Source organism: Terriglobia bacterium, assembly GCA_020072815.1.
Classification (GTDB): Bacteria; Acidobacteriota; Terriglobia; order Terriglobales; family Acidobacteriaceae; genus Angelobacter.
Genome location: JAIQGE010000019.1, coordinates 116950 through 139366, shown reverse-complemented (window position 1 = coordinate 139366; position 22417 = coordinate 116950). Strand labels below are relative to the sequence as shown.

Annotated in this window: 18 protein-coding genes and 1 tRNA gene; 6 read left to right on the top strand and 13 right to left on the bottom strand. The window is 60.0% G+C overall.

Translation table 11 applies throughout. The annotated features are described in order from the left end of the window. The 3 genes from LAO20_20260 to LAO20_20250 all read left to right on the top strand — a co-directional run. The coding region (locus LAO20_20260; GenBank protein ID MBZ5533770.1) for an SRPBCC domain-containing protein at positions 1-318 on the top strand (318 nt) is incomplete at its 5' end. A gap of 32 nt (positions 319-350) precedes the next feature. Then, positions 351-926 (top strand): DinB family protein, encoded by a 576-nt coding sequence (locus LAO20_20255; GenBank protein ID MBZ5533769.1) that lies wholly within the window; start codon positions 351-353, stop codon positions 924-926. Between the two features lie 103 nt (positions 927-1029). After that, entirely contained in the window at positions 1030-1200 is a 171-nt protein-coding gene (locus LAO20_20250) for a hypothetical protein (protein ID MBZ5533768.1), read from the top strand. Positions 1201-1312: 112 nt separating this feature from the next. On the opposite strand, the gene LAO20_20245 is transcribed toward LAO20_20250, so the two are convergent. The 10 genes from LAO20_20245 to LAO20_20200 form a co-directional block, all read right to left on the bottom strand. After that, positions 1313-1389: transfer RNA gene (locus LAO20_20245), tRNA-Asp, on the bottom strand. Between the two features lie 226 nt (positions 1390-1615). After that, complete coding sequence (pcaD, locus tag LAO20_20240; GenBank protein MBZ5533767.1) at positions 1616-2785, bottom strand: 3-oxoadipate enol-lactonase; 1170 nt, start codon at positions 2783-2785, stop codon at positions 1616-1618. 4 nt (positions 2786-2789) lie between these two features. Then, entirely contained in the window at positions 2790-4124 is a 1335-nt protein-coding gene (gene pcaB, locus LAO20_20235) for a 3-carboxy-cis,cis-muconate cycloisomerase (protein ID MBZ5533766.1), read from the bottom strand. A gap of 147 nt (positions 4125-4271) precedes the next feature. Then, the gene (locus LAO20_20230) at positions 4272-5522 is read right to left on the bottom strand and encodes an MFS transporter (GenBank protein ID MBZ5533765.1); all 1251 of its coding nucleotides are present in this window, start codon (positions 5520-5522) and stop codon (positions 4272-4274) included. Positions 5523-5569: 47 nt separating this feature from the next. Continuing rightward, positions 5570-6169 (bottom strand): protocatechuate 3,4-dioxygenase subunit alpha, encoded by a 600-nt coding sequence (pcaG, locus tag LAO20_20225; GenBank protein ID MBZ5533764.1) that lies wholly within the window; start codon positions 6167-6169, stop codon positions 5570-5572. Continuing rightward, the gene (gene pcaH, locus LAO20_20220; protein MBZ5533763.1) at positions 6166-6906 is read right to left on the bottom strand and encodes a protocatechuate 3,4-dioxygenase subunit beta; all 741 of its coding nucleotides are present in this window, start codon (positions 6904-6906) and stop codon (positions 6166-6168) included. Before pcaH ends, pcaG begins: the two co-directional genes overlap by 4 nt. Continuing rightward, positions 6887-9202 (bottom strand): S9 family peptidase, encoded by a 2316-nt coding sequence (locus tag LAO20_20215; protein MBZ5533762.1) that lies wholly within the window; start codon positions 9200-9202, stop codon positions 6887-6889. The genes pcaH and LAO20_20215 overlap by 20 nt, the downstream gene beginning before the upstream one ends. Positions 9203-9320: 118 nt before the next feature. Further along, positions 9321-10421, bottom strand: a complete 1101-nt coding sequence (locus LAO20_20210; protein MBZ5533761.1) for a DUF4157 domain-containing protein — start codon at positions 10419-10421, stop codon at positions 9321-9323. A gap of 722 nt (positions 10422-11143) precedes the next feature. After that, positions 11144-11833 (bottom strand): thioredoxin family protein, encoded by a 690-nt coding sequence (locus LAO20_20205; GenBank protein ID MBZ5533760.1) that lies wholly within the window; start codon positions 11831-11833, stop codon positions 11144-11146. A 30-nt stretch (positions 11834-11863) separates the two neighbouring features. Next, positions 11864-12361, bottom strand: coding sequence for a redoxin domain-containing protein (locus tag LAO20_20200; GenBank protein ID MBZ5533759.1), 498 nt, complete (start codon positions 12359-12361; stop codon positions 11864-11866). 302 nt (positions 12362-12663) lie between these two features. Between LAO20_20200 and LAO20_20195 the strand changes: the two genes are divergently transcribed. Further along, a complete protein-coding gene (locus LAO20_20195) occupies positions 12664-13602 on the top strand; it encodes a hypothetical protein (GenBank protein MBZ5533758.1) in 939 nt (312 codons plus the stop codon). Positions 13603-13824: 222 nt separating this feature from the next. Next, entirely contained in the window at positions 13825-14694 is an 870-nt protein-coding gene (locus LAO20_20190) for a fatty acid desaturase (GenBank protein MBZ5533757.1), read from the top strand. 224 nt (positions 14695-14918) lie between these two features. Here LAO20_20190 and LAO20_20185 read toward each other — a convergent pair whose 3' ends face one another. Together LAO20_20185 and LAO20_20180 are read right to left on the bottom strand one after the other, a co-directional pair. After that, on the bottom strand, positions 14919-15950 hold the full coding sequence (locus tag LAO20_20185; protein ID MBZ5533756.1) for a sulfurtransferase: 1032 nt from the start codon (positions 15948-15950) through the stop codon (positions 14919-14921). Next, positions 15947-16825 (bottom strand): sulfurtransferase, encoded by an 879-nt coding sequence (locus LAO20_20180; GenBank protein ID MBZ5533755.1) that lies wholly within the window; start codon positions 16823-16825, stop codon positions 15947-15949. Before LAO20_20180 ends, LAO20_20185 begins: the two co-directional genes overlap by 4 nt. A gap of 949 nt (positions 16826-17774) precedes the next feature. Between LAO20_20180 and LAO20_20175 the strand changes: the two genes are divergently transcribed. Beyond that, the gene (locus LAO20_20175) at positions 17775-19010 is read left to right on the top strand and encodes an alkaline phosphatase family protein (protein ID MBZ5533754.1); all 1236 of its coding nucleotides are present in this window, start codon (positions 17775-17777) and stop codon (positions 19008-19010) included. A 176-nt stretch (positions 19011-19186) separates the two neighbouring features. Here the strand turns inward: LAO20_20175 and LAO20_20170 are convergent, their stop codons facing one another. After that, positions 19187-22330: a TonB-dependent receptor gene (locus tag LAO20_20170; GenBank protein MBZ5533753.1), complete on the bottom strand. Its 3144-nt coding sequence runs from the start codon at positions 22328-22330 to the stop codon at positions 19187-19189. Positions 22331-22417 lie beyond the last annotated feature (87 nt).

Sequence of the window (22417 nt, the reverse complement as noted above, 5' to 3'; positions counted from 1 at the left end):
GCACCGGATGGGCAGGAGTTCTGGAATGCGGTTGAATACCACGAGATTGTTCCGCACGAGAAGATCGTTTCCTTGATGTACTTTTCGGACTCGAAGGGAAACAAGATTGATCCTGCGCAGCTAGGAATAGAACATGAGGCCATAGAGGGTGCGTACGACGTGACCATCTTTGAGGATCTAGGAAACGGCCAGACGAAACTCACCTTCATTGGAAATGAACCCATGGAGAGCGCGAAAAATAGCGGTCAATTCGAGGGCTGGAACCAGATACTCGATAAACTTGCTGCGGTTGTTGCGGGGCTGACGCAGGCGAAATAAGAAGCTGAAGCTTTGATTCGCGAAACTCAATCGTGGAGAAAGAAAAGAAAAGAATACCGTTTCTCGCTATCGTCCTGCTGGCATTCGCATTTCCCGCCCATGCCCAGGACGCGATGAAGAAAGATGCAGCCGTCAAACCCGCCGACCCCGAACTGAAGGTCGTGCTGGATTCCTGGAACGAGGTTGGCCGCAAACTCATCGCCATGGCCGAGGATTTTCCTGAGGACAAATACGACTTCAAGCCCACGCCGGCCCAACGCAGCTTCGCAGAGCAGTTGCTGCATGCGGCAGGAGCAAACTATTTCTTCACCAATCCCGTCATGGGGAAGGAGCCTCCGGCAGCAGAAGATCCCAAGCGCGACCAATACAAATCCAAGGCCGACATCGTTGCATTCGTCAAGAAATCCTTCGCCGATGGCGCAGCCGCCATCCAGTCGAAAGGCGAAAAAGGCCTGACGACGGAGGTTGTTTATTTCGCTCACCAGAAAGCGCGCGTTCTCGACATGGCATACGGCTTCATCGAACATAGCGGTGAACACTACGGCCAGCTCGTTGTGTACTACCGCCTCGCAGGTCTTGTGCCGCCGGAGTCGCGGCCCAAGAAGTAAAGCTCAAGAGACCAGGTACCCCGTCCTTATCGCGCGCCGTTTGCGCGAATGGGCGGGGATTTTGGTTTTTGGGACCCTCAGTATTCAATGCGCCGCGCGGCATATGGATATCTCTGCCCTGCGGCATTCGTCCTTGCGGTCAACCTTGGACGTTTACACGCGGGCAGTCACGCCGGCGAAGCACGCCGCGCAGGCCGCCGTGCTGTCGCTGGTATTTTCTTCCGATGCGAACGGAGGACCATTTCTTGCCGGACAGGAAACCGCTGTCAGATAGCGGGAACGAAGGGTTTGCGGAAAGGCAAAAAGGGCACAAAAAGGGCGCGAAACGTGCCCTTTTCGCGCCCTCGATGGTTTCAATGAAATCAGCCTAATTCCTTTAGAATGAATGGCGGGGACGACGAGACTCGAACTCGCGACCTCTGCCGTGACAGGGCAGCGTTCTAACCAACTGAACTACGTCCCCAGCTTGTTGCATCAGGTTAGTGGGAAACCTGAATCATTTGCTCGCTATCTGCTTGCTTTCCCGTTTCTCTGCTTCAGCCATCGTCAGCGGACACTCAAGCGCCAGCGCTCGATCAGGACACAATGCTCTCGGCTGGATTGTTGCAGGTAAACGGGACCCAGAACAGCTGTCCCTGCTCTGTGAAATAAATTGTACCAGACAGGCGATCAATATCGTAAGAAGGCTGCTAGTTTTTGGGGGCGTTAATTTCTTCAACAATTTCCCGTGCGATTTTGAACGCCGTGTTGGCCGCGGGAACTCCCGCGTAAATCGCTACTTGCAGCAGCACTTCTTTCACGTCCGACAGTTCCAGACCGTTCTGCAGGCCGGCCCGCAGGTGCAGGCGAAATTCTTCCCATCGCCCAAGAGATGACGTAATCGCCGCGACCAGTAGCCGGCGGGTACGCTGGTTCAGTCCGGGGCGCGACCAGACGGTCCCCCAGGCGTAGCGGGTAATCAACTCCTGAAATTCACGGGTGAGAGCGGTGGCGCTGTTGATGGCACGGTCCACATGCTCGTCGCCCAGCACCTGGCGGCGGACACGCATACCTTCTTCCAGCGCGTCCTGCGGCCGGTGGTGCGACGCCAGCAGAAACTCCAGCAACGCCGCGGTGAAACCGCGTGGCTGCTCCAGGTTGGAGAGGTGCGCGCCGGACAAGACAACGGCTTTGGCCCCGGGAATTTCGCGCGCCAGGAGGTCGCCGTTGCCTTCCCACGGCGTGGAAGGATCGCGATCACTGCCAATCACCAGCGTGGGCACGGCGATCTTGCCCAGCACGCTCTTGTGATTCATGTCGCGCAGCGCTGTGCAACAGCCGGCGTAGCCCGCGGGGTCGGTGCCCAGAAGGACGCGGCGAGTTGACTGCGCGTATGGGCCGGCCTGGCGATCAGGAGAAAAGAAGCGTCCCATCACGGCGTCCGCGATGGCCGCGATCCCACCCTCTTGAACTGCCTTGATGCGGGCGTCCCACGTGTCGCGGGCGCCGAACTGCGGTGAAGAGTTGGCCAGCACGAGCGATGAAAGGCGTCCGGGCGCATGGAGCGCCAGCCACTGACCCACGGCGCCGCCCATGGACAATCCACAAAACGCAAAGTTGCCGATGCCGAGCGCCCCGGCCAGATCCAGCGGCTCGCGGCCCAGTTGTTCGAGGGAGTAATCGCCCTGGGGGACAGCGGACGCGCCGTGGCCTCGCGTGTCATATCGCAGCACACGAAAATAGTCGAGCAACGCGGGCATCTGCGGGTCCCACATGCTGTGGTCGCAGCCCAGGGAATGCGAGAGCAGCAGGACAGGCAGGTCGTCTCGCCCTTCCAGGCGATAGAACAGGCGAGCGCCATTGATGGCGATAAATGGCAACGTGTTACTCCTTGTCTAAATGGTTTTCCTTTGCGGAAGCCAACAAGCGTTTTCGCAATTCGTCAGCGACGCCAAGGTATTGTTCGGGGTTTTCCAGGTCAGCCAGAAGCGCCGCCGCGCCTGGCGGCAAGTCTCTCATGGCGCCCAGCGTAGCGCTCAGCTTCCGCCCTTTCTCCCGGCTGAGTCGCACGGCTTCTTCCACCAGTTTGCGGGCCGCATCGCGCCCCACTTTTTCTGCCAGGACCATCATGGCGCGCTCAGCGAAAACGGCTCCGCGAGTGGCATCCATGTTGGCGCGCATGCGCGCGGCATCCACCGTGAGGCCTTCGGCGACTTCCGCCATGGCGGAGACCGCCAAGCCCGTCGCGCCGATCACGGAAGAGATGATGCTCCACTCCGCCTGCCAGCCTCCGGCAGCGCGCTCGTGTTCCTGCACCATACTGGAGAGAAATGCCGACACCAACGGCGGCACACGGCCCGCGGCGCTCAGCGCCAGCACGCATCCCACGGGATTGTGCTTGTGCGGCATGGTGGAAGAGCCTCCGCGGCCCGGAGCAGCAGGCTCGCTGACTTCAGCCACCTCGTCTTGCATCAGGAGGCTGACGTCGCGCGCCATCTTGCCGAGCGATCCGGTCAGCACGCCGCAGGAGCAGACCAGTTCAGCCAGACGATCGCGATGTGTGTGCCATGGAGCGTCGGGCAACGTCAACTTCAGCTCGTCGGCCACGGCCTGGGCCACGGCGAGGCCGTGGTTCCCCAGAGCTGCCAAAGTTCCGCTTGCGCCGCCAAACTGCAAGACACTTGCTTGCTCGAAACTTTTCTCCAGCCTGCGGCGCGAGCGCGCTATGGCGGCGAGCCAGCTGGCGGCTTTCAGGCCAAACGTAATGGGAGGCGCGGCCTGCAACAGAGTGCGGCCGAGCATCACCGTCTGGCCGTGCTTGTCGGCGAGACTTTGCAGCGCCCGCTCCAGGCGCGCCAGATTGGCAAAGAGAATCGCCCGCGCCCTGCAGAGCAGCGCCACCATCGCGGTATCGCAAACATCCTGGCTGGTCGCGCCCCAGTGGACGAAGCCTGCCGCAGCCTGATCTCTTGCCCGGACGCGCGCGATCAATTGTTCGACCAGCGGGATGGCCGGAGTCCCGGTGTGAAACGTGGCCGCGATGATCGCCGGTACATCGAAGCCCGCTGCCCCGGCTTCCTGCGCGATCAACTCAGCGGCCGCGTGCGGGATGATATTCAGCCGCGCTTCAGCGCGGGCCAGTGCAACTTCAAAATCGAGCATTGCTTGTAAAACGGACTCGTCGGAGAACACGGCAGCCAGCGGCGCAGTGGTGGCCATGCTGTCAATCAAACGCACTGGCAATTTTCTCCTCCTGCACGCTCGGCGATTCGCCGCAACAAACTAAAAAGCTAATTGGAATGCCGCCCGAGCGCAACAGTCGTTTATCTGAAGTCAACGGCTCTCTGCTGGCACGCGGCGCAGCTTTTAGCGAGCCGCTTTTGACGGCGCGGTCTCCCGCATAAAAATGCCCGCGACAAAAACCAGAAGCGCGCCCGCCGCGGCAATCCAGAGAGACGAGACCAGGCCGTAGCGGTCAGCGATGCGGCCGGAGACAGCGGGAGCGATAGTGCCTCCGAAAATTTCACCGCACAGCGTAGTCAAGCCGATCGCGGTGGCATGAAACTGCGGCGGCACAGTTTCCGACGGAATGATCACAAGCGTGAGCGCGGCAATCGCCTGGCCGCCGTTGGCGACGAAGCCGGCCGTCGCCATAAGCCACGGGTGGCTGATCAGAAACGGAATCTGGTAAGTCAGCGGCACCACGGCTGACACCAGCGCCACCATCAGCAATGCCGGCTTGCGTCCGGTGTAATCAGAAAGCCAGGGAAGGACCATGCCCCAAATGAAAGCTCCCAGTCCGCTGGCACCCAAGATCAGCCCCATGGACGTGCCTGAGCTCTTGTTCACTTCCGTGAGATAGGACGGGGCGAACGTGTGCATGACCCAAAGCCAGGTCATGAAGCCCATGCTGCCCAGACAGCACAGCCACATATTGCGATGGCGCAACAACGAAAGGTATCCCGAAAGCGTGGGCTTGGCATGGGCGCTGGCAGCACCGGTGGTCGCGCGGCGAGGAATGAACTTCCACAGCAGAACGCCCAACACCAAACCGGGAACGCCGGCGACGAAGCATGCGGCACGCCATCCCCAGCGCTCGGCAATTTGCGTGGTCAAGACCGGCGCCAGCGCCAGTCCTACCAGCGCTGCGGCGCTGACCACCACGCCAACGTTGCGCCCGCGGCGTTCCGGCGCGGAAGACTCCTCCACCGTGGCGGTGATGGTGGACCACGTGGGACCTTCCGCAACGCCCATCAGCGTGCGCACCACCAGGAGCTGGCTGAATGATCTGGCGATACCGGAGACCCACGAGAGGATGGAAAAGACAAACACCGCGGGGATGAGCACCGGCCGGCGGCCAACACGATCAGAAACAGCTCCGAATAATAGGGATGACAAGGCCCAAGCCACCGCCAGCGACGAAGCCAGCAATCCAACCTGCGCATGAGTGAGGTGGAGAGTAGGCGCAATATAGGGAGCCAGGTAGAGGACGCTCATGCGGTCAAGAAAGACCGCGCCCCAGGTAAAGAACACCAGTACGACCAGGCCAAATTCATAGCGCGCAGAGAGCGGCGCAGGAATTTCGCCTTGCGTCAGGTTCGCTTTCTGAGTGCTCATTGCGTCTCCGCGTTAAAATTCTGATTAAGCCACGTTTTGCAGCCTAGCTAGATATCGAAAAACACCGTTTCGCCTTTGCCTTGCAGAATCGCATTCCACTCCAGTACAGCTTTATCGCCAGCGACTGGGCTTGCCAGCAGTGTAGCGCGGCGCTCCGGACTTACCAGGCTGAGAACGTAGTCTTCGTCATTCTGAGGATTGTTGGCGAAATAAATCCGCGTCACCAGCCGGATCAACAGCCCGCGCATGAAAATCGAAACCACAAGGTGCGGCGCTTGCAGCCTTCCGTCCGGCCCTGGCATCGGACCAGGCTTGATGGTGCTGAACTTGAAACTTCCCTGCTCGTCAGTGGGAATTCTTCCAAAGCCGCTGAAGTTTACCCCGACCACTTTTCCCCGCTCGTCTTCTGTTTGTAGATCTTTTTGCTGAGGATCTTCGGGGTGCGCGTACTTGCCGTTGGCGTCGGCCTGCCAGATTTCCAGCATGGCGTCGGGGACGCCGTCTCCGTTTCCATCCAGCACGCGTCCCTGGATAGTGATGCGTTCGCCGGCGACGCCGGGAACGGCCATCTCAGAGCAGTTCAATGCATCACAACCCAGCCGGAAGTACGGCCCGACGGTTTGCCACGTGGTGGCCGGAAGGCTCATGGTTTCGCCTCAAACGGCGTAGCATCGCGGCCGCGCAAAATAAAATTGAACTGGTAACCGATGGCTTGCTCAGGAACAGTGCTTTCCCAGTCGAAGACGGAGATCAGCCGCCGGCGAGCTTGCTCATCTGCCGTGCAGTTGAAGATGGGATCAAACGGCAGCAGCGGGTCGCCGGGAAAGTACATCTGGGTGACCAGCCGCGTGGCAAACGCGGGACCGAAGACGGAGAAGTGTATGTGCGAAGGACGCCACGCGTTGTAGTGGTTGCGCCAGGGATACGCGCCGGGCCGGATGCTGACGAAGCGATAGCGCCCGTCGGCGTCGCTGGAAACCTGGCCGCAGCCGGCGAAGTTAGGATCGAGCGGCGCGTTGTGCTGGTCAACAGAATGGAAGTAGCGGCCCGCGGCATTCGCCTGCCATATTTCGATGAGCGTGTTCGGCACGGGGCGGCCGTCTTCATCCATCACGCGTCCGCTGACGATGATGCGTTCGCCGATGGCCTCGCCCGCGTGCCGGCGCGTCAGGTCGCAGGCTTTTGCGCGCGCCGCTTCCTGCGCGAACAAAGGCCCGGTGACTTCCGAAAGCGTTTGCGGAATCCTGACCAGCGGCTGGCTGGGAGCGCGCAGCACTGACGACGCATAAGCCGGATGCAGATGGTTGGGCTGCGTGCCCGCCTGGCTGCGACGATAGCCTTTGACTGCTGGAATGGCGCCTCCGCTACTTCTTGGGCTTGGCATTCTTGGGTTTCTTTGCCGGCGGGTTAGCTTCTGCCGCAGGCACGGGTTCTGCTTCCACAACATCGTCATACTCCGGCTTGTGCTGGCCTTGCAGATATTTATCGAACCAGCCCACGATGTGCTGCAAGCGTTCCACGCGATGCCACGGCTGTCCGGAGCGCGAAAGTTCATGCGACTCTCCGGGGAAACGCACCATGATCACCGGACGCTTCAGGAATTTGAGCGCGCGGAACATTTCCTCTCCGCCGGCCGTGGGCGGAGTTCGATAGTCGGCTTCGCCCAGAATGAGCATCAGTGGCGTGTGGACGTTCTTGATGTAGGTGATGGGCGAGCGGTTCACGTAGTCTTGCGGATCGTCAAACGGCGGCGCTTTGAACCATGATTCGCGATACAGCGTGAAGTCCGCGGTGTACCACCAGTCCGCCCAGCTGGCGATGTCGCGCTGGGCCGCCGCCGCGGCAAAACGGTCGGTGTGGCCGACCACCCAGTTGGTGAGCAGGCCGCCGCCGCTGCCGCCGGTCACGCCCAGCTTCTTGGCATCAACGTAACCTTTCTTTAGGACTTCATCCACGCCGGCCATCAGGTCTTTGAAGTCGTCACCGGGATAGTGGTACTGAATAATGTTGCCGAACTGCTGCCCGTATGACGTGCTGCCGCGCGGGTTCGGATACAACACCACGTAGCCCTTGGCCGCCATCCATTGAAATTCATGGTCGAAGACCCAGCCATACGCTGCGTGCGGCCCGCCGTGGATATTAAGGATGAGCGGATACTTTTTGTTGGCGTCAAAATCCGGCGGCTTCTGGATCCACGCGTGGATCTTGCGGCCGTCAAAGCTCAGGTACCAGATTTCTTCCGGCTCGCTCAGGTTGAGCTGCGAAAAGAGCTTGTCGTTGATATGCGTGAGCTGCTTCGGCGCCGAGCCCGAGCGGTCCGCCAGGAAGAGGTCGCCGATGCTGGTGGGCGTGGAGATCAGCACAACAAATTCTGCTGCGTCGTGCGTGGCGCGATAACGCTCCACCGCTTGATTGCCTTTGGTCACCGGCGTGATCTTGCTCGACGCGATGTCAAACTGCATCAGGTTGGCGCGGCCTTCCTGCGCGGTCACGGCAAATAAACTGTTGCCGTCCGCCGACCACACCACGCGATCGCCGCCGCCGGCGCGAGGCGTTCCCTGGTCGCCGCCTACGCCGCTGCACACGTCGTAATCAAAACTGGCGGTCAGGTTGCGCGGCTTGGCGTCCGCGGCCAGGTCCATCACCCAAAGATCGGGCTCGGTGTACGACTGCACCGGCTCGTTCACGGAAGCGCAGAACGCCAGGCGCTTGCCGTCCGGACTGAGCGAAATCGCCCGCGGGCCCATGTTGATGGAAGCAATTTTCTGTGGATCTCCGCCGGCGGCTGCGTGCACCGCGTACACGTCCGCGCGTGGAAGCTCATAGGAAGGATCGTCTACGCGGTTAGTGGTGTAGTAGATGTGGGTGGAGTCGGGCGACCAGGCGAATGCGTCCTCAGAATATTTTCCGCTGGTCAGCTGCTTGGGCTTCACGTCGTCGTCTGAGCTTTGCGGCGCCGCGACCACCCAAATGTGCCCGGGATGCTTGTAGTCGAGATAGCCCGCGCCGTTCAGGCGATAGACTGAGCGGGTGATCACGCGAACGTCGCTTTCGCGGTCGGCGTCCGCGCCGTCTGCCGGAGGCTTGGGAGCGGTATCGGGCTTTTCGTCTTTGGAATCTTTGGGCGCATCTTTTGCGGCGTCAGCTCTTGCTTTGGGATCTTTTTTGCGCGCTTTGGCCAGGTCTTCCGGATTGGTGTCGCTGCTGAACGCGATCAGCTTTCCGTCGGGCGACCACATGGGAGCGCCGGCGCCGCGCGGAAGGTCAGTGAATTTCCACGATTCGCCGCCGGTGCTCACCGGCAACATGTAAAGCTGCGCCGCTGGCGGCCTTGTTCCCGGAGCGGGCGGACCGCCGGCTTCCGGTGTGCGCACAAAAACCAGCCACTTGCCGTCCGGCGACCAGCGCGGCGAAGTGTCATGCTTGCCGTCCGTCATGCGGCGCGGCGGCTCGTCGCCGCGCGTGGAGACGCTCCAGATCGCGGTGTCATAGCTGTCTTTTTTGTCGTTGACGGTGACCTTGACGAAGGCCACGCGGGCGCCGTCGGGCGAGACCTGCGGATCGCCGATCCAGGAGAACTGGAAGATGTCTTTCTCCGTGAGCAGACGCTTGTCGGCCAGGGCGGCGATGGCGGCGGCAAAGACGAGAACGATCGCGAACAGGCGAGCGGCACGTTGCATAAGGAGGCTCCTTGGGGGAAACGGAATGTTATAGCACAGGGGAGCAATCAACAGCAGAAGACTTACGGCAGCGGACGCAGAGAGAGCAGAGGGACGCCCGCGTTTAACAGCCTGGTCTTTACTTTTTGGGGGGCTGACTTTCCTTGGGGTCTTTGGTCTGCGGCGGCTGCGGCGCGGCCTTCGGGGAGTCGGGATCAGGATGCAAGCATTCCTTGGCCGGAATCTTTTTAGGCCACTCGATGAGCGCGCACATTGATTGCGTTACCACGTCAGGATTGGTTCCATCTATGCCGCTTGGCTCCATGATTGTACCTGGGGGAATGTAGGGAGCTGCATCCGGGTGAAGGAGTGCATTCCCCATGGCATGGCCGAGTTCATGGGCCAGCAGGCGCTTGTTGGCCCCTTGATCGGAGAGCATGATCTTTGCTTCGTCGCCTATTTCGTCCTTTGGCCCTTTTACACCGCCGCCAAATTTCTTCAGGTCACTATCGAAAAAGAAAACTTCAGGGCCTGAACCACTCTTTCCGTGGGCATCCATAAGCTTCGAAAACTCAGTTCCGGAGTTGGCATGTTTGGCGTCTTTTTCTTCAATCACCCGTGGCGTGCCCGCGGAAAAGTTAATGCCACACTTGTCCCAGATGCGATTTGCTTCCGCCAGCCTGGTGTTGAGGCTTTGACCGGTGGGGGATTTATCTTTGGCGTCGTCCTTGAAGAAAACCGGGCGTATGGGCCCGATGACCTTTTTGCATTCTGGAGGCTTCTTGGCGTCGTCCTTTCTCATGACCGTCCGAGCGGCTGTTCCCGCCGGGGCCGCTTGCAAGGTATGGGAGAGTTCATGGGCAAGCAATTTGCGTCCGCTGTGCGAGGCCGCATTGTGCTGGCCCGGAGCAAAAACAATGTTCTGCCCCGCGGTGTAGGCCAGGGCGCCGACCGCACTCGCCGATTCCGCCGCCCTTGCATCCGTATGCACCCGCACCCCGCTGAAGTCGTGTCCGAAGCGCGGCTCCATGAAGGCGCGCGTCGCGGCGTCCAGCGGTTGGCCGGGCGAGCGCAGCACTTCATGCACAATCGGCGGCGCTTCCATCCCACCTGCGTCGCCTGGTCCGGCGGATTTCATTTGCACGTGAGTATGCTCGTCGTCGTACTCAGCGTTTTTGCAGTCAGAGCAAGTCCCGCCGCAGGCGCACGCGCGCTGCAGGCCGGCTACACTGCCGGACATCGCGGGCGGCGCAGAGACGCTGGGGGCCGTCATGCGCATGACCTGGTCAGCCACGCGGTCGGCTTCCTGCTCAAAAGAGTCTCCGGGCGTGTTCACTGTCAGCTTCGTCTGGAGGGTCTTCGCCGGCGCGGAAGAGACGGGTATGCGGCCGATGCCTAGTCCGGAGGAGCCTTGTCTGCTAGCCGCAGAGCCAAGCCCTGGGCCCTCGGAGCTGGCTCGCAGCAGGCGCAGCACCGCCTGATTGCCAATCGTTCGCTGCAAATTCAGAAACGGATGCTCGTGCTGATTGGACGAGCGGACGGGTGTTCTCGGCCCGGCGGTGGTGGACGCTGTCCGCTGCGGAGGCTGCTTCTGTTTCGGCTGAAAGGCGCTCATGCCCTTTCTCCTTCACTCAACCGATGCTGTATCAAATCGAAAGTATATCTAAGATAGTGGCGGCTAGAACAAGAACGTTACAGTCCGCCGGTCAAGATATTCGCCAGAGCATCTGACAAATCCGCAAGAGAGAATTGTCATTCCGAGGCCGAACTCGCATGGGTGTTTCAGCCTTCAGTGCGCTTTCCTGAGGTCGAGGAATCTGCTCTGGTGGTCTCCTGGTTCGCGAGTTCCGTTCCCACTTCGTGTAGCGGAGCAGTTCCCTCACCTGCGCACCCGCGCATGAAGTTGGGGACGCAGCGTAGCTAGTGCTCCGGTTCGGGACGGCACCTTCGGCATGGACGCGCTTACGGCTTTTTCTCCTTCGGCAACTCCGGCGGCGGATAATAGACCTTGCTTCCGCCGATTTTGTCCACTTCTTCGCGAAAGCTGGTCCCGTAGTCGCGTTTGGCGTCCGAGAGCGCCCACGCCTGCCGCTTATAGTTCCAGCTTTTGGGATTGAGCCGCTGGGCTTCTTTGAAATGGGGAATCGCCTCCGCCAGATGGCCGGCCTTATACAAATGCTCGCCCAAGCCAAACTCCGCGGCGGCCAGAGCGATGTTAGGGTCGGCCGGCGCCAGCTTTTCCCGCAAGCGGTCTTCGCTCATAGCGTAAGGGCTGGCGTCGCCCTTTTCCGCCCAGTCTTTCAGCGCGCTGATGTAAGGAGCCGAATCCAGGCCGCTGAAGCTCTTGAAGCGATCATCCACGAATGCCACTTCATTCGGACGGACGATTCTTCCCTTCTCGTTGATCCAAACGCCGGTAGGCACGTTGACCATGTTGTAGAGCTTGGAAACCAGGTGCTCCTGGTCAATGAGCACGGTGAAGGTCAGCGGACCGGTTTGCCGCGCTCTTTCGATGGTCTCTTTGGGCAAGTCCGGTCTGGCGTTGGCGAACTTGAGCGGATCAATCCACGGCCCGGCGTCTTTGACGCCGCTGGTGTCCTGGGCGACGGAGACGATTTCGAAGTTCTTGTCTTTCAGTTGCTGGTAAAGCACCTGCCAGCCTGGCAGATCAAAGCGGCAGCCTCACCACGAGGCCCAGGTGACCAGCAAAACTTTTTTGCCACGAAAATCAGACAGCGAATGCGGCTTGCCGTTGATGTCCGGCAGGGTAAAGTCCGGCGCCTGCAACGATGCCAGCGTCTGCTGCTGGTCAGAGCGCAAGCCGAAATACCAGACGGATGCCGCCGCGTCATGCGCCACCGCTTGGTGAGTGAGCTGGGCAAAGGCCGTCAGGTTGAACCATTCGCGACCAGAGCTCTTGCGAACAAACTCCTGCATTCTGGCTTTGGGCAGCGGAATGCAGATTTCGTCGCGACACACGCCTTGCGGCTTCACTTCAAATCGCGTGGCGCGAACAAGGTCTGCTTTGGGAATCCACAACTGACTGGACTCTTCCAACGCGGGATTGATCTCGGTGGCCACGTCGTCATACACCACTACGGCGCGGCCTTCTTTGCCCCACGCTGCAATCGCAGCCATCAAAAAGAACGTCAACATCCCGGCGGCAACGCTGGCTTTCATCTGTGTCTCCCTTTGCGGAGGTTGATTATACGCGGCAGCCAACTTCCCCACTTCCTTGTCTTATATATAGGTGCGAATCCGCCTGGATTCGACTTACCCCGCTCTCCGGTACATGTCCCCGGCCGGCTGACAAATAATGACACTCGGAAAACTGTTCTGCTTTGTGTGGGTTAGGTGTCTCACAACATGTACACGCCGCAAATCGGCGCGGACAAGGACCAAAGTACCCTAACCGCTGAAAGCATTGCCCGGTACATTAGCAACCTGCCGGGCACGATTTCACGGCGTGATTCATGCGCGAGATGAAACGACAATTCGTGCTCGTATGCCTGCTGGCCGCTTGTGGCTCGGCGCGCGCGCAGCTCATGACCAACATGAGTGGTCTGGCGATTGAGAACATGACGCCTTCGGTCACGCTGCCGCCGCCAGCGTTCGTGCCGGCGCCGATCAAACCGGTCACGCCCGCGAAGCAGTGCGCGACCTTCGTCGAACCTTTTGACGTTGACGATTACAGCGGCCCGCTGAACAAGATCGTCGCCAAAGTTTCGCAGCGCGTGGACAGCGTCACCGTCCCCATGCCGCGCCGCCATAGCGCCATTCCCTGCGTAATGGACGCGCATGACAAGTTCAACCTGTTCGTGAAGCACTCCGCCGATCCGCTCAACTTTCTGGGCGCCGCCTGGGACGCCGGGTCCGCGCATATCACGCACACTGACGCCGCGTATGGCCAGGGCATTGCCGGTTACGGCCACCGTTATTCCGCCGCGCTCAGCGACAGTGTGGCCAGCGAATTCTTTGGCACGTTTTTGTATCCTTCATTGTTTCATCAGGACCCGCGCTACTATCGCATGGGGCAAGGCTCCGCCAACCAGCGCCTGGCACATGCGCTGGCGCACCGTTTCGTCGCGCGCAGCGATTCCGGGCGGCCGATGTTCAATTACTCTGAGTGGATGACCACGGTCAGCATGAAAGTGCTGAGCAACGTCTATCATCCGGGAAATCCCCGCGGCTTTGGACCCACCACCAGTCGAGTTGGCTTCAGCGTGGCCAATGACATTGGCTGGGACGTGCTCAGAGAGTTTTGGCCGGAGATTGCCCGCAAGTTCAAACTTCCCTTCCGCACGCACGGGCCGGTGGCGGTGAAGGCGCCTGTGCGCGTGCCCGTCCGCGAACCCATCCGGCAAGCTTCGCCGGGATATCCCGCACCCGCTGACCAGCCCGTGCTGGAAGCAGCGCGCTAGATGCCGGACTGTCCGGCCCAGCGCCCGACTCGTACGATCTGCCGTTTCCTACTATTCATCCGATACCAATGTTTTCGTCATTTTCCGGATTCAGCCTCTGACCTGTGAAATAATGGCAGCCTACTGACACACACGTTACATCTGCGCTCGGACTTCTGCCGCCCACTGAAACGAACCAGCACTTGTGACAGGCCGTAAGGGAATCGCCCAATAGGAGCTAGCATGCATCAGACCGTCGTTCAAGAAGTCCGGCCCTGGCAACGGCCCTTTTGGAAGCCCGCGCCATCCAAAGTGCCCATCTTTACTTATCTGATCTTGATCCATGTTCTGGCGGTAATCGGGGTGGTGCTTTTTCCACTGCCCAGCTTGAAGGTTTTGTGTGCAACTCTGGTGCTGACTGCTCTGGGCGGATTGGGGACGACGGTTTGTTACCATCGCCTGCTCGCGCACCGCACGTTCAAGTTGAACAAAATCGTCGAGAACATTCTGATTTTCTGTGCGATGTTCAACGGCTCGGGCGCGCCGGGTAGCTGGGTCGCTTACCATCGCCATCATCACTCGCATACCGATACGCCCGACGATGTTTCCAGTCCCAAGCAGGGCGGATTCTGGTGGGCGCACCTGCGCTGGCTCTACCAGTCCGCCCCCGCGGACAAACAAAAATGGTGTCCGGACCTGGACCGCGGCGCGTACAAAGTCTGGGAACATGCTGAAGTTCCTATGATCGTGCTCTCTCTGTGCTGCGGCCTGGTGTTTGGCTGGCAAGGTTTTTTCTGGATGGGCGCGATCCGCCTGGTCTATTCGCTGCACATGCAATGTCTGGTGAACAGCCTCACGCACCTGGGCCACGCGGAAGAGAGCGACTCCAGCCGGAACCTGTGGTGGCTGGGCCCGCTGCAACTCACGGCTTGGGGCGAGAACTGGCATCGCAACCACCACACCTTCGCCGGCTCTGCCCGCCTGGGACTGCGCTGGTGGGAAGTGGACATTGGATGGTACTTCATCTTCGCCATGGAAACCGTGGGCCTGGCCCGCAACGTGAAGCGGCCCAGGATTCGAAAAGAGAATCGTGTGGCCACGGCGGAGAACTAACCGGTAACTTTCGCGACAACCGAGCCATTCATGCCCGTGTGGCACAGGCACTCCTGCCTGTGTCTGCTGTCTTCAAGACATTTGCCTTTTGGTTGCGAACCGAGATGCGTCGTGAAAACTCTCGAAAGCAGCATGGTTACTGATCGATTCTCGGGGTCCTTCGACTGCGCGACGCCTTGCTACGCAGCGTCGCTCCGCTCAGGATGACATACCCTGAGGTTTGATTACTTCTTGGCTTCGCTCTCCACCGGCAGCTCTTTCCTGCTCCATTCAAAGAACGATCCGTCATACATGCTTGCTTCGTAGCCGAGATACTTCGCGACAAAATAGTCGAAGGACGACTGCATGCCGCTGCGGCAGTAACTCACTACTTTCTTTTGCGGCGTGGCGCCCAAGCCGGCATACATGCGGCGCAGTTCGGTTTCCGGCAGCAGAACCGGATTGGCCGTGCTCTCCAGGTTTTTCATCCAGAACAGGCCTGCGGCGTGCGGGATGTGTCCGGCTCTGGAAACTTCTTCTGAAAGCTTCGCTCCGGAAAATTCGTCCGCCGGACGCGCGTCCAGAATCGCCGCCGACTCCGGCTTGGTCAACGCCAGGTCCTGCATGTCCTGCACGCTGAGTGAAATCTTCTCGTTCAGCTTGATGGTCAATTTGGCGCCGCGGAGATTTCCCGCAGCCGGCTTCGGCGTGTCCGTCGAAAGCGGCCGGTTCTCGGCTTTCCATTTCTCCAGACCGCCATCGAGCAATGCCACGTGGCCGGCCAGCCCCAGATAGTCCAGCGTGAAATAAGCGCGGGCGGCGAACATTCCGTAACGTTCGCCATAAAGGACCACGCGCGAGCGGTCCGTGAGTCCAGCGGACTCAAAAACGCGCTTGAGGTCTGCAACCGGCGGAAGCTCGTTGGGGATGCCGTCGCGCGTGATGGCGATGTCTGTCAGCGGAATGAAGCGCGCGCCGGGAATATGGCCGACGGAATAAAACTCCGGCTTGCCGGCGACGCACAGCACCACCAGGTCCGCGTCTTGCAGGTGCTGCGCCAGCCACGCGGTGGTGACCAGCATCTCCGCCCTCAGCTTGGGCGTTTCGATCGCAGCGGCGTCGGGTTTTTTCTGAGCATGCATGCGCGTCGTCAGCAGGAAGCCGCAGATCACCGCCAGCGCGGCCAGCTTAGCCAGTTTACGAACGGCGGCGCCGGCGGAATAGCTGATCCGCGCACGCGCCGCGTTTTTCTTGAGTTCGCTCACGGGAGTCCTCATCGCACCGAGTCGCCTTTGACCACGGGAAGATTGTTCACCATGCTCCACTCGTGCATCGAGCCGTCATACATCGCCGCGTCATAGCCCAGGTATTTGGCGACAAAATACACGTGCGAAGCCTGCAGGCCGACTTCGCAATACGTCACCAGCTTCTTCCCCGGCTTGATCCCGCGCGATTCAAACAGCGCTCTGAGTTTTTCCGGCGAAAGAAAGACCGGGTCTTCGTTGGGGTCCACCAGCGTCTCCTGCCAGTAGACAGGCACAGCGCCCGCCGGATGCCCGTCTTTGTAGCGGCGCATGGGGCGCGAATCCACCAGCAGTTCCTTGGAGTCAGGTTCGGTAGCCTGCTTGGCTTCGCCCAACAACGCGCGCACTTCCTCATGCACGTGCGGCGTAAATTTTCCACTGATCACCTGAGGAGTTTCCGTGGTGATGGGACGCTGCTCAACCATCCAGTGTTCAATCCCGCCATCGAGCAACGAGGTTTTGTCATGGCCCAGGTAATCCAGGGTAAAGAACGCGCGGCCGGCCGTGGGCGGCCATGCCGTGGTGTAGATCACCACGCGCGTGTCGTCGCTCACGCCCAGCTTTTCAAAAACGGCTTTCAGCTTGTCCACCGCGGGCAGTTCCACGTCGTTGCCGGTGGTAAAGTCGTCGGTGGAAAGGTAGCGCGCGCCGGGGATGTGTCCGCGACGGTAGTCGGCAACCTTGTCGGCCACGTGCAGCACCACTACTTTGGGATCTTTCAAGTGGTCGGCCAGCCACTGCGCGGACACCACCATCTCCGGATGGGCCGCTCCTGCTCCGGCAAACGAACACACCGACAGCACCAACGGCAATACCAGAACCGCCAGACAACGCAATGCTTTGGTCATGATCTTCATCTCCTCCTGGTTCCCTGTCTTGGACTCAGGCGCAAAGGCCATTGTTAGCCGATTCGTCCCGGCCGGAAGCAGACATCTTTCCGACGATTTAGGCTGTGGGCGACCACCGATTCTTGTGTTCCGATGCCGCTCCATAACTTGTCATTCCGACCCTGGGCTAAGCCGAAGGGGAGGAACCTGCTTTTGCCTTTCCGATCATTGTTATCCGTGTTGATCCGTGGTAAAGGTTTGCCTTTCCGATTACGGCGATCACGCTGCGATGTCGGCGATCTCGGCGATCAGGCGCGCTTCGCGCGCCTGCCCCTCCCCGTTCATCCCCGGAAAATATAGACTTAGCTCATATCATCCCCGGCGATACTCCGCAAAAAGCGTGGAGCGCAAGCGCCCTCGCCTGCGATTTCGCAGTAGAAACAAATAACTTAGCTGGCACGGCAACGCGCCGGATCGCGACACTACAAGATGTAGGGTTGACGAACCTTAGATCATCCATACATCTTGTGGTCTGCCGATACTCCCTGCCTCTCACGGCTAATGGCTAAGGGCTAATGGCTATTTTGGCTTTCAAATATCTTGGCAAACTCTGGTCAGCATCATTTTACCGATTTATATTCGCCTTGAAAACAACGAAGAAGTTCATCCATGCGCACGCGTGTCAAGTGTCCTGAAGGTCAGGGTTGGATGGCGTCTGGGCTTTGGCAATCGCGCTCCGGGGACCCGGCTTGCGCTCCGCAAGTTCTCTTCAGCTATACGCAGCCGCGGCGCCTCCGGTCAACGTTTTCCTTTGTTAACCACCATTCATCAAAAAGTAATCTCTCGTTCACCTTCGTGCCGAACAGACCTGCTATCGGTATAGCGGGGCACGATGGTCGCCAGAGTTTCACCGCAAGTGATCCGGACGCGTTCCAGCGTACGCCGCCAATCCCACCAACTGGAGAATTCAATGTCGCACGTCAGACGTCTTGGCACGCTGGGCGTATTTGCCCTGATGATCATCTTGGGCCGCTTGAACGCCGGCGCGGAAGAAATCAAAACAGTTTTCGTGATCGCGATGGAAAACCACAACTGGACGCAGCCGGCCAACCAGTTCACCGGCGGAATCCAGCAGATTTTTCAAAACCCGGCCGCGCCGTTCATCAACAGCCTGGTCAACGGGACCGCGTTTGCCCGCATCAACGGCCGCGACGTCCGCATCAGCGAACACGTCGCCTACGCCACCAACTACCACAACGTCTTGGCCACCGCCGGCGGCAACAATCCTCATATTCATCCTTCCGAACCCAATTACCTGTGGGCGGAAGCGGGAACCAATTTTGGCATCTTGAACGATAACGACCCCTTCGCTGCCGTGAACCCGTCCATCCAGAACTCGACGCAGCACCTGGTCACCTTGCTGACGCAGGCAGGAAAAACCTGGCGTTCGTATCAGGAAGACACTGACCTCACCACCGTTGGCGGCCAGCTCACCAACGTCCCTCTGCCCCGCAACCAGTGGACCGTTCCGCTGAAGAGCATCTCCGGCATCTTTGCCCCCGGCAATTTCAATCAGTTCAACGGCTCCAACCAGTTCAACTACGCCGCCAAACACAATCCCATGGTGTTTTTCACGGACTCCAGCGGCGGCAACGATCTGACCACCGCGAACCCGCTGCGCACGCAGTACGCGCCGCTGCAGCAGTTCTTCGCCGACCTGGACAATGACACGGTGGCCGATTACAACTTCATTACCCCGAACCAGTTCAATGACCAGCACACCACGCTGACCGGAGGCTACAAAGGCCTGACCGGCGATCCGGCAAAGATCCTGCAGGGCGACGACTTCCTGCGTCAGGTGATTCCCGTGATCATGGCGTCAAAGGCCTACAAAGAGCACGGCGTAATCATCATCTGGTGGGACGAATCCGAGCAGGACGGCGTGGCCGGCGACAACCTGGACGACTTCAACCACACCATCGGCGAGATCGTTATTTCTCCCCGCGCGCACAAGAACGTGAATGGCCTGCCCTATGCGAGCCCGCTCAACTTCACACATTCCTCTGACTTGCGCACCATGCAGGAAATCTTCCGCCTGGGACCCGCATTTCTGGGCGATGCCGCCAACGCCATTGATCTCTCTGATTTGTTCGAGCACGGCGCGATTCCCAACGGTCTGAAAGACAACGACAAAGACAAGGATTAGGAAACCAGTTCATATCTCCCTCCACTGATCGTTTGTTTTGCTTGGCGCAGAGATGGAAGCGGGACTCTCTGCGCCGTTCTCTTTTTCCGGCGGTACGCAGCCGGGGCGCTCCACACATCCTCGAACATGAAAAAAGGCGCCAGCTTTTGCCGGCGCCCAAAGTAGAGGAGAGGAGTTTAGAAAGTAAATTTCGCCCCGATCTGCAATTGACGGGGGTTGAAGGCCGTCCGGGGCGAGCCCACCTGCCCGCTGGGGCCGACGTTGCCATCGCCAAAGTGCGTGGGCACGTTGCCTGGGATAAAGTCCGGCGCGCCGTAGACGGAGAACACTTCGTCAATATTGGCGCGGTTGAAGACGTTGAAGGCGTCCAAAGACACGTTGAGCTGTTTCCGCTCGCCCATCTTGAACATGCGCGTCAAGCGCAGGTCAACCGTCTGCAGCGTGTCGCCACGATAACTGTTGCGCGGCGAGTTGCCCACGCGGTCGGTGACCGGGTTGCCGTCATTGTTGGCGTCAAAGCCCACAAACAGCGTAAACGGCCGCGCCGACTGCAAGGTAATGATGCTGCTGAGCTGGAAGTAGCGCAGGAATGAGTCTTTCGGCGCGTCGGCCACAAAGTTGGCGACGAACCGGTGGCGCGCGTCCTGGTTGGAATTTGCGCGCTCCAGATTGCGTTGCGCGTTGGATTGCGGCGTGCTCACAAAGGTGACGAACGTGCCGTCGTCCAGCGTGTGTGAGATCGTGTAGTTGGCGTTGAGCGTGAAATACTTGCCCGCCTTCTCAATCACCTGCAGCGTCACGCCGTGGTAAATGGAGTTTCCCGTGGAATCGGTGAAATAGAAAATTCCATTGGTTCCGTTCGAGCCGGCCGGGGGCGCGGGGATGGCGGGGTCCTTGATGGCGAAGGCGTAAATGTCCTTGCCCGTGCTGGGTTGCACGCCGACCGGCGGGCCCACGTTAAGGTCAATCGGGCGGACCAGCTTGTGACCCTGCACCATCATGTACCCCACGCTCAACGTGAGGCCCTTGCCCAGGGTGCGATCAATCGACAGGTTGGCTTGCTCGGTGTAGGGCGAGCGCAGGTTCGGATCAACGGCGGTCCCGCCCTGGAAGAAGCCCGCATTGACCGGGAAGCTTCCGCTGTTGATCAGGTTCTCAAACGCCGACGTCAGCAGCGGCGGCGGCACTGTCCCCGGAGGCAGCGGCAGCGCCGGCACCACCGGGCAGCCCGCCAGGATGCAGGGGAAGGGCAGGAACATGCTGTTGAGCAGATAAGTGCCCGTGGTCTGGTTGTTGACCGTGGGCAAGCCGGCGATCACCGGCGGCCTCTGCGGCGCCGGAACGAAGAAGAATGTCAGGGTGTATTTATCGTTGAAGATGCCGTAGCCGGCGCGAATCACCGTCTTGGGATCAGGCGAGTAAGCCAGGCCCACGCGCGGCTGGAAGTTGTTGTGGTCGCCCTTGATAAAGAAGCCGAGTCCGGCTTCCACGTCATAACGCAAGCCATAGTTCAGGGTCAGCTTGGGCGTGAGCCGGAACTGGTCCTGGGCAAAGAACCCGTAGTAGCTGTGGTTGATGTTGACGTTGAAATTAGACGCCTGCGACGCCAGAAAAGCGTTGTCCCACGTGGTGGGCACGGAGGGCGAAGCCGCCGCGGTGTTGATCGGCCCAGGGCCCACGGGCGCGCCCCAGAAAAATGCCGCCAGACAGGGCGAAACCAATCCAATCAGCGGCGCCGGGCACGGCGTGCTGCCCCATCCCGCTTTGTCGGACGCCAGCAAGTCGTCCAAGCTGGGGAAGATGACGCGCGCCGGAGTAAAGCCCGGCCAGAGCACGAAGTTCCGGATGTAATTGACGTCCGTACCAAACTTGGCAAAGTGCTTGCCGTGGACCCAGGAGAACGTGTCCGAGAACTGATAACGCGTTTCATTGTAGCGATCAAACGCGCCAAAGTTGTGGCCGAACAGCAGCAGGTTGGGCACATCCAGGTTGGGCTGGCCGGTTACGCCGGGGAAGCCGTAATTGCGCCGCGCCCACTGCACCAGCGCGGAATTGACCTTGGCCTCACTGAGTTGCGAGGTCAACGTGGCCACCAGCGCCTGGTCGCGCAGTGAACCGTTGCGGCCGCTGCTGGGTGCGCCGATGCCGCCGCCGTCCAGCGTTTCGCCCACCAGCATGTTCAGGTCCGTGGCGTCCTGGATCAAATAGCGGACGGCCAGCCGGTTCTTGTCATTCAACGAGTGGTCCACTTTGATGAAGCCGTTGTCCACGTCGGCAGTCTTCAAGATGTTGAGATTCTCCGGAGCAATACCCAGGCTGGCCTTGAGCGCGTTGATGGCGCCAATGTTGCTTACCAGAAGCCCCGGATAGCTGGGCGACTGCGCCCGGCGCTGTCCTTCATAGTTCAGGAAATAGAAAGTGCGGTCCTTTTTCAGCGGGCCGCCCAGCGTGGCGCCAAATTGTCCCTGGCGAAAAACGTCAAAGCCAGGCGACGTCAGCGGCGAATTCGCGTTGAACTTGTTGTTCTCCAGATAGCCATAGAGCGAAGCGTGCACGTCATTGGTGCCGGACTTGGTGACAATGTTCACGATGCCGCCCAGCGCGCGCCCGTATTCCGAGCCAAAGCTGTTGTTCACCACGCGGAATTCGCTTACCGCGTCCTGTGACGGAGTCGCCCGCTGGGATCCGGTGGCGGTATTGATGTTGTCCGCTCCGTCCACGGTCACAGCGTTGTTCAGGTCGCGCTGGCCGCCGAAGGAAATTCGCGTGACGGAGGGATCCGTAAACGTGGACTGCAGGCTGATGCGCCCGGTGGTGACGCCGGGACTCAGCAGCGCAAAATCGGTGAACAGCCGCCCGCTGATGGGCAACGACTGGATCTGCTCGGTCTCAATCACCTGGCTCACCTCGGTGCGCGTCGGCTCGATGGTGGGCGCTTCCGTGCTCACCGTGACTTGCTCGCTGGCCGCGGCCACCTTCATGGTGAAGTCCATGGTGGCCACCTGGCCCACGCGGAGCACAATCCCGGTTTGCGAGTGCTTGGCGAAACCCTGCGCCACCACCGTGAGTTCATAGTTTCCCGGCGGCACGCTGGTCAGGATGTAATAACCCGTGCTGTTGGACGTGGCGGTATAAACGTGGTTGGTGTCCACGTTGCGCAGGGTGACCGTGGCTTTCACTAGCATGCTGCCCGTCTGGTCATGAATGGTGCCGTTCAGCTGGGCGTCAGCCGAAGCAACCTGGGCATGGATGGTAAGAGGGCTGGCAAGAGCAAAGACAAACAGCAAGGCAACCAGCAAGAAATGAACTCGGAACTTCATGGTCTCCTCCGGGGAGGAAGTCTGACGAACGTTCGTTCGAACAACGCAGGACAAACGGACGCGCCGGAGCTTCCGATCCTTGTGCGC

Coding starts and splice junctions, on each gene's coding strand:
- LAO20_20175 (MBZ5533754.1), top strand. CDS start 17,775: ATGTCGCACGTCAGACGTCTTGGCACGCTGGGCGTATTTGCCCTGATG.
- pcaG (MBZ5533764.1), bottom strand. CDS start 6,169: ATGAGCCTTCCGGCCACCACGTGGCAAACCGTCGGGCCGTACTTCCGG.
- LAO20_20180 (MBZ5533755.1), bottom strand. CDS start 16,825: ATGACCAAAGCATTGCGTTGTCTGGCGGTTCTGGTATTGCCGTTGGTG.
- LAO20_20250 (MBZ5533768.1), top strand. CDS start 1,030: ATGGATATCTCTGCCCTGCGGCATTCGTCCTTGCGGTCAACCTTGGAC.
- LAO20_20210 (MBZ5533761.1), bottom strand. CDS start 10,421: ATGTCCGGCAGTGTAGCCGGCCTGCAGCGCGCGTGCGCCTGCGGCGGG.
- pcaB (MBZ5533766.1), bottom strand. CDS start 4,124: ATGGCCACCACTGCGCCGCTGGCTGCCGTGTTCTCCGACGAGTCCGTT.
- pcaH (MBZ5533763.1), bottom strand. CDS start 6,906: ATGCCAAGCCCAAGAAGTAGCGGAGGCGCCATTCCAGCAGTCAAAGGC.
- LAO20_20215 (MBZ5533762.1), bottom strand. CDS start 9,202: ATGCAACGTGCCGCTCGCCTGTTCGCGATCGTTCTCGTCTTTGCCGCC.
- LAO20_20200 (MBZ5533759.1), bottom strand. CDS start 12,361: ATGAAAGCCAGCGTTGCCGCCGGGATGTTGACGTTCTTTTTGATGGCT.
- LAO20_20185 (MBZ5533756.1), bottom strand. CDS start 15,950: ATGAGGACTCCCGTGAGCGAACTCAAGAAAAACGCGGCGCGTGCGCGG.
- LAO20_20195 (MBZ5533758.1), top strand. CDS start 12,664: ATGAAACGACAATTCGTGCTCGTATGCCTGCTGGCCGCTTGTGGCTCG.
- LAO20_20170 (MBZ5533753.1), bottom strand. CDS start 22,330: ATGAAGTTCCGAGTTCATTTCTTGCTGGTTGCCTTGCTGTTTGTCTTT.
- LAO20_20230 (MBZ5533765.1), bottom strand. CDS start 5,522: ATGAGCACTCAGAAAGCGAACCTGACGCAAGGCGAAATTCCTGCGCCG.
- LAO20_20190 (MBZ5533757.1), top strand. CDS start 13,825: ATGCATCAGACCGTCGTTCAAGAAGTCCGGCCCTGGCAACGGCCCTTT.